The sequence below is a fragment of the uncultured Thiothrix sp. genome (assembly GCF_937873765.1).
Lineage (GTDB): Bacteria > Pseudomonadota > Gammaproteobacteria > Thiotrichales > Thiotrichaceae > Thiolinea.
In genome coordinates, this window is sequence record NZ_CALMZC010000014.1 from 224166 (window position 1) to 238791 (window position 14626).

At 44.0% G+C, this 14626-nt stretch carries 13 protein-coding genes; 6 read left to right on the plus strand and 7 right to left on the minus strand.

Features of this window, described 5'->3' with window-relative positions:
- Nucleotide 1 precedes the first annotated feature (1 nt).
- Both Q0307_RS04330 and Q0307_RS04335 read right to left on the minus strand, forming a co-directional pair.
- The gene (locus tag Q0307_RS04330; RefSeq protein WP_298657087.1) at nt 2-1993 is read right to left on the minus strand and encodes a cytochrome c biogenesis protein ResB; all 1992 of its coding nucleotides are present in this window, start codon (nt 1991-1993) and stop codon (nt 2-4) included.
- Between the two features lie 98 nt (nt 1994-2091).
- Nucleotides 2092-2730 carry a c-type cytochrome gene (locus Q0307_RS04335; protein WP_298657090.1) on the minus strand — a complete coding sequence of 213 codons (639 nt, stop codon included), beginning with the start codon at nt 2728-2730 and terminating at the stop codon, nt 2092-2094.
- A gap of 147 nt (nt 2731-2877) precedes the next feature.
- Here Q0307_RS04335 and yihA point away from each other — a divergent pair, with 147 nt between their 5' ends.
- Complete coding sequence (gene yihA, locus Q0307_RS04340) at nt 2878-3507, plus strand: ribosome biogenesis GTP-binding protein YihA/YsxC (protein WP_298657093.1); 630 nt, start codon at nt 2878-2880, stop codon at nt 3505-3507.
- Between the two features lie 361 nt (nt 3508-3868).
- Here the strand turns inward: yihA and Q0307_RS04345 are convergent, their stop codons facing one another.
- The 5 genes from Q0307_RS04345 to rrtA form a co-directional block, all read right to left on the minus strand.
- Complete coding sequence (locus tag Q0307_RS04345; protein WP_298657096.1) at nt 3869-4993, minus strand: trypsin-like peptidase domain-containing protein; 1125 nt, start codon at nt 4991-4993, stop codon at nt 3869-3871.
- A gap of 157 nt (nt 4994-5150) precedes the next feature.
- A complete protein-coding gene (locus Q0307_RS04350) occupies nt 5151-6068 on the minus strand; it encodes a DnaJ C-terminal domain-containing protein (protein WP_298657099.1) in 918 nt (305 codons plus the stop codon).
- A complete protein-coding gene (locus Q0307_RS04355) occupies nt 6068-6934 on the minus strand; it encodes a YicC/YloC family endoribonuclease (RefSeq protein ID WP_298657103.1) in 867 nt (288 codons plus the stop codon). The genes Q0307_RS04350 and Q0307_RS04355 overlap by 1 nt, the downstream gene beginning before the upstream one ends.
- A 65-nt stretch (nt 6935-6999) precedes the next feature.
- On the minus strand, nt 7000-7659 hold the full coding sequence (locus tag Q0307_RS04360; RefSeq protein WP_298657106.1) for a ComF family protein: 660 nt from the start codon (nt 7657-7659) through the stop codon (nt 7000-7002).
- 10 nt (nt 7660-7669) lie between these two features.
- Nucleotides 7670-8212: a rhombosortase gene (gene rrtA / locus Q0307_RS04365; protein WP_298657109.1), complete on the minus strand. Its 543-nt coding sequence runs from the start codon at nt 8210-8212 to the stop codon at nt 7670-7672.
- A 143-nt stretch (nt 8213-8355) separates the two neighbouring features.
- Between rrtA and gspG the strand changes: the two genes are divergently transcribed.
- From gspG to Q0307_RS04390, 5 genes are all read left to right on the plus strand, one after another.
- Nucleotides 8356-8802, plus strand: a complete 447-nt coding sequence (gspG, locus tag Q0307_RS04370; RefSeq protein ID WP_298657112.1) for a type II secretion system major pseudopilin GspG — start codon at nt 8356-8358, stop codon at nt 8800-8802.
- 4 nt (nt 8803-8806) lie between these two features.
- Nucleotides 8807-9322: a type II secretion system minor pseudopilin GspH gene (gene gspH, locus Q0307_RS04375; protein WP_298657114.1), complete on the plus strand. Its 516-nt coding sequence runs from the start codon at nt 8807-8809 to the stop codon at nt 9320-9322.
- Nucleotides 9306-9710 (plus strand): type II secretion system minor pseudopilin GspI, encoded by a 405-nt coding sequence (gspI, locus tag Q0307_RS04380; RefSeq protein ID WP_298657117.1) that lies wholly within the window; start codon nt 9306-9308, stop codon nt 9708-9710. The genes gspH and gspI overlap by 17 nt, the downstream gene beginning before the upstream one ends.
- A gap of 143 nt (nt 9711-9853) precedes the next feature.
- Nucleotides 9854-10993, plus strand: a complete 1140-nt coding sequence (locus tag Q0307_RS04385) for an efflux RND transporter periplasmic adaptor subunit (RefSeq protein WP_298657120.1) — start codon at nt 9854-9856, stop codon at nt 10991-10993.
- Between the two features lie 55 nt (nt 10994-11048).
- Nucleotides 11049-14626 (plus strand): efflux RND transporter permease subunit (locus Q0307_RS04390; protein WP_298657122.1); only part of this gene is annotated, 3578 nt, incomplete at its 3' end.

Sequence of the window (14626 nt, forward strand, 5' to 3'; positions counted from 1 at the left end):
ATCAATCACCTCTTACTGTAAGCACTGTCTGAAAGGCTAAACCTAAGCGTTGGAAATACTTGTCAAAATCATGCGGATTACGATTGGTGCCGCCCGCTACAATGACTTCATTTTCACCAGATTCCAATGGCTTGACCATCACCCAAATTCTACGTTGTGCCACATAGAATAATAAAAAGACCCCAATTGTTAGCATAATACAACCCAGATACACCACATCTTGCCCGGGAGAACGTGTAATTTGTAAACCAGACGCTTCGATCTGCTTGAAGGTTTTGAGCTGAATGTACCAAGGCGAGCCATAGAAAGGCAGATTCGAGATCGCATTCAAACTATCATCAAAAAATAGCCAATCTGTATCTTTAGGCTCAGTGATGCCGTGCTGCTTTAACACATCAAGATACACACCACGTAGCGAGGCTTGCAGTACTTTGGTAAAGGCTTCACTCACTTGGGCACGTTGATCTTCAGGGAAGCGCGCTTCAATGTCGCTCATAATACCATCAAAACCTTTAGTGGCGAATAATTGAGTCAATCGGACCATCGATTCTACAATCTGATTCTCAACCGTTGCACTATCTACTTGTTGATTCTGTATTGCGCCCATCGAGTTGCGTGTAGTAGTGATGGCAGTAGTACGCACAAACTCATCGTCCTGCAAAGCGCTTAAGAAAGTTAGGAATAATTCGGCAGAGCCTTTTTGGTCAGCAGGAATATGGAGAAAGCGTTCAGGATCAGCAGGGCTTTTGCGCACGCCACTGATGAGGTACATGCGTCCTTCAATGATCACGGGATTCATATAGTTACTGTATTCAATCGCCTCACCCGCTGCATTTCTTAAACGGAAGATCACACTTGGGCCAATATTTTTTTGTTCTTCTTCGCCTTTATCGTTTTTGACAGGGTTGATATTAAATAAGCGAAAGTTGTCGAGTTCTAAACGATATTTCTCGGTAGAACTACTTAAGTTGTAATCTTGTGAAATATTCCCAGTTAAAGTTTGTTGAGCATATTGTTTGGTTAATGGGTTGAGTTGTAATTGTACTTCAGAGCCGCCGTCACCAAAATTTGCTTGATAGATAGCTGTGCCTTTATAAATCAAAGGGTGATTGACCGAAATGGTGTGTGCAAAGGGTTCTTTGAGATCAGGATCGTGAATCACAATATCACTCTCGAATGACTTGGGCTGACCCGTTGAGTAATGCTCAACTCTGAAATCTTTCACTTCGATTTCATAAGGTAGGCGCTGTACCAAATAACCTTCACGTATCGGTAGGAAAATAATATTAGCGGTACGTCCTTCAGGAATATCGACTGAGCCCCGATAGGAAAAGTTATTGACTCCTAGTTGGCTGATAGGAGGTACTTCTGACGCAGGAATATTACGAGTTTCCGGCTTAATAGTGCCCACCCACTCGCCAAACATAGTCGGGAGTTTGCTATCGAGCAGTCCACCAATAAAGATAACAATCATGCCAATATGGGTTAACCAGTAGCCCCATTTATTAGCCCCCCCTTTCATAGCAGCTACAATACTAGTCCCGTTTTCTTGGTGCGTCCGGAAACGGAAACCTTCATGCTTTAAGGTTTGTTGTGAGAGTGCTTGAATTTGCTCCACTGGTTGAGTGGTGGTGAAGTTAAGAGAGTGATGCATTGCACGCAACGATTTTTCTTGAGCTTTTTCACGGAAATGGCGTAATTCGCGCATGATACCGGGCGTATTACGAATCACACAGATAGTGGTAGACAGTAACAGAAAGCCTAAGATCAGCAAAAACCACACTGCAGCATACAAATCATACAAACCCAGCGAACCAAAAAATTCAAACCAAAACTTACCAAATTTAATTTCATAATCAGGATAAGGCTGATTCTGTTTCAGAACCGTACCAATAGCTGAGGCAATCGCCACAATCACTAAGAGCGCAATAGCAAGGTTCATAGAGCCTAGAAAATCAAGTAGGCGCGTGCTCGTAGGGCGTGAGATTTTCATAATTAGTCTAAGATCAGTAAGATTCGTGTTCAGGGCAAATAATAAAGGGTGGACTAGCCACCCTTTGTCTATATATCAGAAGATTAGCAAATAGCAAATTACTTCTGTAAACCAGAGATATATTCAGCAACCGCAGTCATTTCGGCATCAGTCATTTTAACAGCGATATTACGCATCATTTTGCCGTTGTCATTCGCACGTGCACCAGTACGGAAGTTATTTAATTGATTCTTCACGTAAGTGACTTGTTGACCTGCTAGAGATGGGAAATTAGCAGCGGGATTACCGCTTCCTGTAGGTCCATGGCAAGCTGCACAAGCTGGGATGCCATTAGATGCATTCCCACCTTTGTAAACTTGTTCACCTAAAGTTACTTGAGTTTGATCTGCTTTGCCAGGAGCAGTCGTTTGGCTAGCAAAGTAGGCAGCCAAGTCAGCCATATCTTGATCCGTCAATGGGGCGACCATTGGTGCCATCGAAGCATTATAGCGACCACCTTCGGCAGTTTGACCGGCTTTAAAGTTCTGTAATTGCTTGAATAGATAACTCTCAGCTTGACCAGCTAATTTTGGCCATTCTGGGTTAGTGCTGTTACCATCTGCGCCGTGGCAGGCGGCACAGGTGGCTGATTTTGTCTTACCCGCAGCAGGATCCCCTTTTAGGGCTGCATCGGCTGCCCATACAGCGGAAGTGCTCAATGCAAGGCTGGTTAGTGCTAGGATGAGTGTCTTCTTCATCTAGAAAGTGCTCCCAAAAACATCGAAGTAAAGCTACAAATTCGTTTGCCTGAGAGGATGGCCGCCGGGTATCCTCCAAAAGTGCCAGAATTGTATATCATATCCCGCAATCATACCTCAAAAAATGCATTAGAGAACGCTAACATCATGATGAATCATTATTATCAGCAAGCTAGTTTTGTGCAGAGCGCCACTACTCCAAAAACCCTTCCTAAAGAAAGTGGCCTCGAAGTAGCTTTTGCGGGGCGTTCTAATTCAGGCAAGTCCAGTACAATCAATCGTGTGTGTTCTCAAAAATCGCTGGCACGCACCAGTAAAACACCCGGACGCACTCAGTTGATTAACTTTTTTACCCTGCCAGAAGGGCAATTGCTAGTTGATCTTCCCGGCTATGGCTATGCCAAAGTGCCTGAAAATCTCAAGATGCAATGGCAGAAGTTTATCGAGGCATATCTTACTACGCGTAACACGCTCAAGGGGTTGATTTTGGTCATGGATATTCGTCATCCCATGACCATGTTTGATCAAGGCTTACTCGAATGGGCTGCTCATCGTCAGCTACCGGTACATATTTTACTCAATAAAGCGGATAAATTAAGTCGTGGAGCGATGCAGAATACGGTGCTAGCGGTGCGCAAAGAGCTGCTTCAATATCGTAATCCTTTGACAGTACAAGCTTTTTCCGCTAGTAGTGGTTTGGGGTTGGAGCTGTTGTGGGAGAAGTTAAATGAATGGTTCGAGCGTGAGTACAGTAAATCGAATACTCGTATTCATTAGCTGTTCATTTAGAGTAGAGGTGCATAAACTCTAACTATAAAAAGGAACCCCGGCCAAACAGGGGGTCTAAAAGCCGGGGTTTAATAAACAGGTCTGGATTGGGGACACCAAACCTGTATCCGCAAAAGAAACCTCGACAGCACCGGGCTTTAGTGCTTTTTCATGTCGCGTCTCTTCATTTCGCGGAAATTTGCAATGATTGCCTACCTTCATTTTTAAATTAGAAGCGAGCTTGTTTTATGCTTCTTATTTACTTAGATGAACGCAGGCTGTATCAGTTCCACCATTTATAGCATTTTTTTGCCGCTTGTCAATCTTATTCCTTTAAGTATTGCTGGTATTATAAGCAAGCTAATTAAGGTTAGTTGCTTTCCCAAAAAGGTTTCTGCGCATTGGTGGCATTGTTAGTTGACCCAACCTGACCGATTCTGGCTTGAGCAATAAAAGTCTGACCTGAGCGTAAATACGTTATTTTCAATAAGGTTCCAGCCCGTACGGAGCCAATTAAGCTTTTAACATCGCTAGCCGCACTAATCTCAGCATCATTCACCTGTAAGATGACATCACCTGCCTGTAAACCTGCACGTTCAGCAGCAGAACCAGGAAATACGCGCTCAACTAAAGCCCCTGTGTTAGCCGGTAAACGTGAATCGGTAGCGATTTGTGCATCCACATCGCTGACCTCAATCCCTAATAGACCACGCTCTACCTGACCAAAACGCACGATTTGATCAATGATGCCTGCTGCTGTATTGACCGGAATGGCAAAGCCGATACCAATATTACCACCGCTTTGACCGCCCAAAATGGCGGTATTAATCCCAATTAATTCCCCACGCAAATTAACTAGAGCGCCGCCTGAATTGCCTAGGTTGATAGAAGCATCGGTTTGAATAAAGTTTTCATACTCACCAATCCCTGGATTCCGATGAAGTGCACTAATGATGCCAGAAGTAACTGATTGACCGATTCCATAAGGGTTGCCGATAGCAACTACAAAATCACCTACTTTTAAGCGATCAGAGTCACCAAAACGCATAGCTACTAAACGATCAGGCTTAATAGAAATAATCGCTAAGTCAACTTTAGGATCAGCTCCAATAATGCGTGCTTGAAAGCGACGCCCATCATTTAAAGTGACCGTAATACGTTCAGCGCCTTCAATAACATGAAAATTAGTAAGAATATGTCCATGCCGTGAATGCACGATTACGCCTGAACCTGTACCGTCGATTTTGCGCTCACCTTGCACATTGCCAAAAAAACGTTTGAAAAAAGGGTCGTTTAAAATGGATTCATCGATTTTTTGTTTGCCCTCGGTGGTAATATTTACCACTGCAGGGGTAATCCTTTCTAACATCGGTGCTAGGCTGGGTAAAGCTTGACCATTAACGCTATCAGGCAAAGCGCCCGCACAAGCACAGCCTTGTAAACCAGCCATTAACAATGTAGTGAGTAGAGCGCGCTTCCACATACTTGGTGACATCTTATCTGCATCCTGAAACGTTGTGCGTCGTGAATTTGTTTATTGTAGACCAGCCTTGGGCGCTTTTTGCAAAGCTGAACACTAGGCATTGTTGTGTAGTGAAAATACCACTATTTTAAATTTTGTTCCAAAAAAACCACGCAAACGATCAGGCCGTTTATCGAGTCGTTTTTAAATGCTGCCGAGGTGACCAATTAAAAGCACGCTCCATCTGGGCATAAAATTCTTGATGTTGACTGGTGGTGGCCGGTGGGGTTTGAACTTGCAAGGTAATATACATATCACCTTTGGCGGTACTAGTAGTTAGCCCACGACCAGCTAAACGCATTTTCTTGCCTGATTCACTAGCTGGTGGAATTTTTAAGCTTACCGGCCCATGGGGTGTAGGAGCTAAAATTGTTGCACCTAATGCAGCCTCCCAAGGACTTATTGGCAGATCTAAGTATAAGTCTTGCCCGATCAGTTCATAATAAGGATGTGCAGCAATGTGAATCACCAAGCTTAAATCCGTACCTGCTAAACCTTTTCCCACTAAGCGTAACCGACTACCTTCGGTAGAACCTTTCGGCACTCGAACTTGCAAAGTATCGCCATTCGGAGCTTGAATAGCTTTAACGGTGTCAAAGAATAAATCTTCAACTTGTAGGGTTAAATGATATTCCTGTGGTTCTAATGGAGCTTGCGGTTTAGACTCAGATGGTTTATTGCGGCGTTTTTTGCCAAATAAGCTATTAAAAATTGCTGAGCTACGGCGTGTATCAGGGACTTCCTGCTTACTAATTTCTTCAAAGAAAGCCACATCCACCTTACGGGTGGGCGGTGGCTCTTTGACTGGAGTTTCAGTGTGACTTGCTCTATTAACAGTTTGTTGCTGTTCGTATTTTCGACGTTTGCTGCTATCACTTAAAATGTCATAAGCCTCATTTACTGCCTTGAAATGCTCCTCAGCACCCGGCAATTGGCTCACATCAGGATGATATTTACGCGCTAAGCGGCGGTAAGCTAGTTTAACATCCTCTGCACTAGCTCCTCGTGAAATCCCCAATACCTGATAATAATCTTTGGCAGCCATCATTATTCAATGTTCTGAATTTGTTCACGCATCTGTTCGATGAGTACTTTTAAGTCAACAGCGGCTTGGGTCGTTTCTGCATCATTGGATTTGGAAGCTAAGGTATTGGCTTCTCGATTCAGTTCTTGCATCAGAAAGTCCATCCGCCGACCAATCGGTTCATCACGTTCCAGTACAGCAGTGATTTCGTCTAAATGCGCCATTAAACGGTCTAACTCTTCTTCAACATCCAAGCGTTGGGCGAGAATCACCAGTTCCTGTTCAAGGCGATTATTATCAGGAATCACATCCAGTTCAGCTAAACGCTGATAGATCTTGTCTTTAATTCCGTTAACAATCTCAGGGCGACGTTTACGAATACGGACTAAGATTTCTGCGATTTGATCACAACGCGAGTCAATAAATTCAGCTAGGCGTTTCCCCTCACGTTCACGCGTAGCAACTAAGTCATCTAAAGCAGTTAGAAGTAATTTTTCGGCTTCTTGCCCTAATTTTTCTAAATCAGGCGCACTGTCTAAAGTTACCCCCGGCCACCGTAAAATATCTACAGCTTTGAGGGTTTCGCTGTTATTAGTTAGCGCCTCAATTTGGCGACATGCAATTATCAATGCCCGCGCTAGGGGTTCATTCACCACTATGGTTGAATTTTCGCCAACGCCGGCTGCATAACGCAGAGAGGCCTCTAATTTGCCACGATGTAAGCGATTTTGTAAAAGAGTGCGGAAATTGTTCTCTAAGGATCTAAACTCTTCTGGAACACGCAGACTAATATCTAGATAGCGATGATTAACAGAACGTAATTCCCAACTCAATTTGCCATGGGTTGAAGAAATTTCGTGGTGTGCAAAAGCAGTCATGCTTCGAATCATGTCTGGTTTCCTATCCTGCTAGGGTTAAAAAGCTAATAGGTTCATATACTAGAGGATTTGCTGTCTCAGGTCATTTTTGTCTGTGCACAGCACCAAATCTGAATTTTTTCGACACCATGATCACTTAATAGTATTTCCAATTCGGCACAAGTCGCACCGGTAGTCACCACATCGTCAAAGATCGCGATATGTTTATAGGGCATAGGCTGCACCAGTTGAAACGCTTGTGCTAGATTATGTTGACGTTCAAAAGCAGCCAACTTTTTCTGCTCGTCGGTATAGCGTTGGCGAATAATTTGCTTGAGAATTAACGGTATACCCAAGTGCTGAGCTAAAGGTCGTACTAGTTCTACGGACTGATTGAAGCCACGTTGTCTTAGGCGTTTAAAATGCAAAGGAACCGGCAGAATTGCCTCTGGTAGTTCAGTAATGAGGCTTGGAAATTTCTGCTCCAATAACTGTGCTAAGAGCTGGATTTTGTCTAGAGACTTACTATTTTTGCCTTCTAATATAAGCTGTTTAATAGGGCTAGCGTAAGTAAAAGCGCTTAAGAGTGGAGTGATAGTTTGTTTAATAGGCAAAACTTGCCAAGGCAAGGCTTGATAGCAGTGAGTACAAAGCAAGTCTTCAAGTTGGCTAAGCTCAGTCCTACATAGAGGGCATGTTTTATTATAGCCGAAATAGCGGGCTATAGCTTGCAGGGATTGGTTGAGTGATGGCAGCATAAGCTTTAAGTCATTTTTTATTATTAGATGCGTTTTTAAGGTGTAATTTGCTGGCTAACAAAGGCAGGCTAAGCAATAAGCCCATTATTAAGCCATAAACATGGGCTGCTGTGGCAACTGGCGCACCAATCAGTTGAGCACTTGCACTGGCTTGGTCAGTATAAGTATCTAAACCTAGCTTGAAGATGAGCATACTGAAAATCAGTGCACCAAGAGTAAATTGTTCACGCAAAGCAATATGCAGGGAACCTAATACCAATAAGCCGTATAGCACGCCCGAGAAGCCTAGATACCATTGAAAGTCCACCTGTAAGAGTAATAAACCTAGACTGATGCCCAAGGCCAAGATGAAAATATTAAGACTGATTTGTTTCAGGCTAAATAAATGCCCACACATGACTAGAAACACCCAGTAACCTACTAAGTTCATGGCTAAATGAATGAAGTTGAGATGCACAAAATGAGCACTCAGTAGCCGCCAGTAATCACCCTGTAAGATGAGGTTACGCTCATAGCGCAATTCATCCTGAAAACTATACAGGGCACAAAACATCAGGCTAAAGCTTAAGCCGTAAGCCAGTAGAGGCGTGGGCAGTTTTAATGGATTGGTAATGTGCTTAACTGCCTGTTGATTACAAGATTAGAGTATTATGCCATGATTACGCCGTTTTTGAATTTGAAGGTTTGATAAGTCGAATGAATAAGCACAAGCAGATAGCTCGTCGCCACCCAGCGATGACTGGTTATACTCTGATGGAGCTATTAATTGTTATTACTATTATTGGGGTGCTTTTAGGTATTGCAGTGGTCAACCTAAAAGGTACTCCGGATGAAGCGCGGATTGCCTCGGCTCAGCAAGAAATCCGTACCATGGAGTTGGCTTTAGATATGTATCGTATGCATAATGCGGTCTATCCTAGCACCGAGCAAGGCTTAAAAGCTTTGGTTGAGAAGCCCGCTGAAGCGCGTAAATGGCAACAAGGTGGCTATTTAAAAACTAAAACGGTGCCAACCGATCCTTGGGGAAATCCATACAAATACTTGAATCCGGGTACGCATGGTAATGACTTAGATATTTTTAGTGCGGGTCCTGATGGGCGTGATAATACCCAAGACGATATCGGTAACTGGGAAAAGCAGTAAGTTAATGTCTGTACAAGGCCAGCGCGGTTTTACCTTAGTTGAGTTATTGATTGTACTCGTTGTTATGGCTGTGCTGGTTTCAATCACTTCTTTGTCATTTCGTAGTTTTGAGTCCAATCCGGTCGAGTTAGCTTTAGAACGCCTGCGCTTGGATGTGAATGTGCTTAGTAGCGAGGCTATCGTGCGTTCAGAGCCGCTTGCACTGGGCTTCACTGAAACCGGTTATCATTTCTTCAAGCTCGATGACAAAAATAAATGGGTAGAGATCGAAAATGACAGTCTATTCAAAGCTCGTGCCTTGGAAAAAGCTCTCAAGCCACAAGTCTTGATTGACCAAGAACCCATTAGCTTATCAGGGGATGTGCCTAAAGATCCGCAGGTAATCATTGAGCCTAGTGGCGAATTAACACCCTTCACTTATGAATTGGTCTCTGGCAAAGACGATACCACAGCGCAGCGTGTGCAGTTTGATGCTTTTGGCCAAGTGCTTGAACCTGTTAAAGATGATGAGCAAAGCTAACTCCAAACGCACACAAATAGGCTTTAGCTTAGTTGAAGTCTTATTTGCCTTATTCATTATTACGCTGGTGATTGGTATCGCAAGTCAAGTTGCAGCCAACAGTGTGCGCAATGCACAAATTTTGAAAGAAACCACCTTTGCACGCTGGGTAGGACTGAATCAACTCGATCTTTATCAAATGGCAGTGGACAACAACAGTCCTGAACCTGCTTCCGAAGGCGAGGAGGAAATGGGTAATATTCCTTGGCGCTGGTTGCGGGAAACTAGTCCCTCCAGTTCAGAAATTTTACTGGAAGTAAAAGTATCAGTTTTTCATAGAGACAATTACACAGACACCGAACCCCTAGCAGTGGTTAAGACTTATGTTCGCCCACCATCAATCAATTGATTAAATTTTTATAAGGGTTTTTTAGCTATATCCCTATTAGTGTATTGCTGCGTTTTCACTAGAATTAGCTTCCCTGAAAAGATATAGTTCAGCCTGCTAAAGTGGGATGCTATCCATCCGCGATTATTGAGGAAGAGTTATTCATGAGAAAAGGCAATTGTGCAGCGCGCTTAGTAATAGCGTTTTTTTGCGCTGTCTTAAGCTGTAGTTCCCTTCAAGCTGCTGAAATCGTATCTGTTGAAACCTCAAACTCGCGCATCCAAACCGTTTTAGGTAGCTCGGTGATTCCCTATAAAGAGGTCACTTTATCTGCCCAAATCCCCGGTGTGCTGAAGTATTTTGCTGGTGAAGTCGGTAGTTCTTATCAACAGGGTGCAGTACTCACTCAGGTGGATGAAGCACAACTGGTAGCTAAGCGTAATGCAGTACTAGCCCAAATTCAAAACGCACAATCCTTGTTACAAAGTGCTCAGGCTCAATATCAGCGCGAAATTATTTCGCCACGTAGTCGTGATATTGGTGCAATGCCAGGCTTTGGTATGCCCGCAATGATGGATAATTTCATTACCCGTCCTATGGCCGACATGATGTTGAATAATTATGACTCGGATATGGGGCGCTACTCTGATTTGGTTACCAGTGCTTCAGGCGTGTCACAAGCCCGTGGCTCCTTACAACAAGCCTATTCCCAGTTGCAAGAAATTGATGCCGCTTTATTGAATGCCAAAGGGATTGCCCCGTTTGAAGGGGTAATCTTACAAAAAATGGCTGAGGTGGGAGATACAGTACAAGTAGGTCAGCCCTTATTACGTTATGGCTTTGTCAAATACAAACGTCTACAAGCCGATGTACCCGCAAGCTTAATGTCGCAAGTAACGATGGGTATGGTTGTACCTGTGAAAATCAATCGTGGGGTCGAGACCATGGCGAAAGTTTCACAAATTTATCCAGTGGCTGATGCTGAGCATCATACTGTTACGGTGAAGTTTGACTTGCCCGTCGATGTAGTAGCTGCGCCCGGTATGTATGCTGAGATCTATTTATCTAATCCTCAAACCACCGATGAGCCGGTGGTGATGATTCCACGTACGGCTTTATTAAGTGGCCGCAGCTTACCTAGTGTGCTAGTGGTAGAAAATGGTAGTTCTTCGCTGCGTTTAGTCCGTTTGGGAGCGGAGTATGGGAATAAAGTTGAGATCATTTCGGGCTTAAAGCCGGGCATGAAAATTATGGATAACCCGCCTTCACGAGCAGTTTCGGGTTGGATGCCGGATGCTCAATAGCGGTAGTGTCCGCTGTAGTTGCATCCGTTTACTTTTTCGTATGGGTAGATAGCGCATGAATGATTCACCCCAGCCTAGCCAAAGCCATGCTCATCGTTTAGGGATTGCTGGTCAAACTGCGAAAGCTTTCATCAATTCACCTTTATCTTTGCTACTGCTGTTAGCCTTCTTGGCAATTGGTGCTTTAGGGTTGATGATTACCCCACGCCAAGAAGATCCGCAAATTTCCGTTCCGATGGTAGATATTTTTGTGAAATATCCGGGGGCTTCATCGCGTGAAGTGGAAGCGATTATTGCGCGTCCTCTTGAAGCGATTATGTCCGAAATTACCGGAGTGGATCATGTGTATTCAGCTTCGATGCGTGGCGAAGCGATGGTCACGGTACAGTTTAAAGTAGGAGAAGAGTTAGAGTCTTCTTTAGTGAAGCTCTATGATAAATTGACTTCTAATCGTGATGCTATTCCGCAGGGTGCAAGTGAACCACTCGTTAAACCTAAAGGTGTCGACGATGTACCTGTGGTAACAGTGACACTCTGGTCGAATGAAGTCGATGATGCTTCTTTACGTTTAGTAGGTATGGAGGTTCTGCAGGAGTTACGTGGAGTCGCAAATACCAGTCAGAGTTTTATTGTTGATGGGCGTCGTGAAGAAATTCAAGTTCAGATTTTGCCCGAGCGCTTAAGCACTTTTGGCGTATCTTTAGAACAAATTGCTCGCACTATTCAGATGGCCAATTCAGAGCAACATACTGGCTTTGTCGAACCCAATCAGACTATTTACAAAATCTACAGCGGTGCTTTTTTAAATTCGGGACAGGATATTAAAAATCTGATGGTGACGGTGAGGGATGGCCGTCCTGTTTATGTACGCGATGTAGCAGAAGTGAAAGAAGCCCCCAGTGATGCAAGCCATATGGTCGGTTATTATACGGGAGCTGCTTCTAAAACCAACGAAACCGCCTCTAATGCCGCTGCTGTGACTTTAGCGATTGCCAAAAAACATCGCACCAATGGTGTGGAAGTCTCGCAAGCAATTCTGCAAAAGCTAGAAGGCTTAAAAGGGCAGATTATTCCAGATAATGTGCATGTAGAAATTACTCGTGACTACGGTGCTACTGCTAAAGCTAAAGTAAATGAATTACTGAAAAAACTCTTTATTGCCACCATGATAGTCACAGTTTTAGTGTGGCTGGCTTTGGGTTGGCGGGCTGGCCTAGTAGTGTTGATTGTAGTCCCAGCAGTCATTACTACGACGGTATTTGCAGCTTGGATGCTGAACATGACAATTGACCGTGTCAGCTTATTTGCTTTGATTTTCTCGATTGGCATCTTGGTCGACGACGCTATTGTAGTGGTAGAAAATATTTATCGTCGCTGGCTCTTAGTCGGACAGCAAAGCCTCGCCATTGCTGTGGATGCAGTGCGCGAGGTGGGCAACCCAACAATTTTGGCGACTGCGACAGTGATTGCAGCTCTATTACCGATGGGCTTTGTGAGTGGGATGATGGGGCCGTATATGATGCCGATTCCTGTACTCGGCTCAGTAGCGATGCTGATTTCCTTGTTCGCTGCTTTCGCTTTCACACCTTGGTTAACTAATTTATTCAAACCTAGCCTTGCGAAATTACATGCAGATGCAGAAAAAGAACATAAACAAGCAGAGCGTTTAGAATCGTTATTTCGTCGCTTAATTCTGCCGTTAGTCGATAGCAAACTCAAAGGTTATACTTTTCTGTTTAGCATTATCCTAATTTTCTTCGCCCTAATGACTCTATTTTATCCCTTGAAAGCAGTACCCGTAAAAATGCTGCCTTTGGATAATAAGCCAGAGTTTAATGTAGTGGTGAATATGCCAGAGGGTACTGCTTTGCCAGTGACCGCTAATTTGATGCATCAATTAGCCACTGAAATGCAAAAGCTGCCAGAGGTTACTGCTGTACAAACTTATGCTGGGACCGCTTCACCCTTTAATTTCAATGGGCTGGTGCGTCATTATTATTTGCGCCAGCAAGCTTGGCAGGGCGATATTCAAGTTCAATTATTGGATAAAAAGGCGCGTTCGCGTACTAGTCATGAAATTGCGGTGCAGGCAAGAGAGATTTTAACGCCATTGGCAAAGGCTGCCAATGCGACTATTCAGGTCGTGGAAATGCCACCTGGTCCCCCGGTACTGCAAACTGTAGTGGCGGAAATTTATCACCAAGATCCGAATATTCGTCGGCAAATGGCAGCAGATATGACTGAGTTCTTCAAGCAGGCGAAGAATTTAGGTGATGTTGATAATATGTTGGAAAATGATTACGAAAATCTGCGCTTTGTGATCGATATTGATAAGGCTCAACGTAATGGGATTACAGTTGAGGATGTCAATCGGGCTTTGAGTATGACGATGGGTGGTTTTGTGTTAGGTGATATTAAGAAAAATGCCTTAATTGACCCCACCCATATTATTATGCAAGTCCCTTTGAGTTCGCGCTCACAAATCATGACCTTAGTCCAACTGCCAGTCAGTAATGCGCAGGGCAAGTCAGTGGCTTTGTCTGAGTTGGGAGGCTTTATTCGTGAGGCACAAGATAAACCGATTTATCACAAAGACCTCAATCCTGTTGAGTTTGTTACCGCTGAAGGGGTAGGACGTTTAGCGGCTCCCGTGTATGGGCAGAAGGAAGTAGAGAGTCTTTTATTGGCGGCGAACGAGGGTAAGGGTTATACCGCACCGGATGGGAGCATTATTGATAGTGGCTACTGGTTTAAAGCACCTAATCATTTAGAATTAAAGTCGTCTTTTGTTTGGGCTGGGGAGTGGACGGTTACTTTCGAAACTTTCCGTGATATGGGAATTGCTTTTGCGGCCGCCTTGGTTTTGATCTATATGTTAATCGTAGCGCAATTTGGTAATTTTATTTTGCCTGCGATTATCATGGCACCAATTCCGTTGACCTTAATTGGCATTTTGCCGGGACATTGGATAATGGGTGCAGAATTCACGGCTACTTCCATGATTGGCTTTATTGCCCTAGCTGGAATTATTGTACGGAATTCAATTTTATTAGTGGATTTTGCCCGTGATGCTGTGGTGAGTCAGGGGTTAAGCCCCCGAGAAGCGGTGATTCGCTCTTGTGAAGCGCGGACACGGCCGATTTTAATTACTGCCTTAGCCTTATTAGGTGGGTCAATGGTGATATTATCAGATCCGATTTTCCAAGGTATGGCCGTATCATTGATTTTTGGTGGAGCTGTTTCAACTTTATTAACTTTGTTGGTGATTCCTTTAGGTTGTATTAGTGCCAGTAATTCCTTAGGTTTACCACCACAAGGGTCTGATCCGACACCAGCGACGGTTAGCCTAGCACCTAAAAAGCGTAAGCAAATTAAAGGTTTAACGCTTGCCAAGGATTTGGTGTTTTTACCGGTGATGTATCTGGTTGCTTTAGTGACCAGCCTCAAGGACGGGATACTTGATGCAGGTAAATCGGTTTTACGCTGGCGAAAGAAGCGCCAATCTGTTAAAACATTGCACCGAATAAACAAAGCTGCTCGACAAACACCTGTAGATTCGGGCAGGATGCTGAAGCCAGAGCCAGAGCCAGAGCCAGAGCCAGAGCCAGAGCCAGAGCCAGAGCCAGAGCCAGA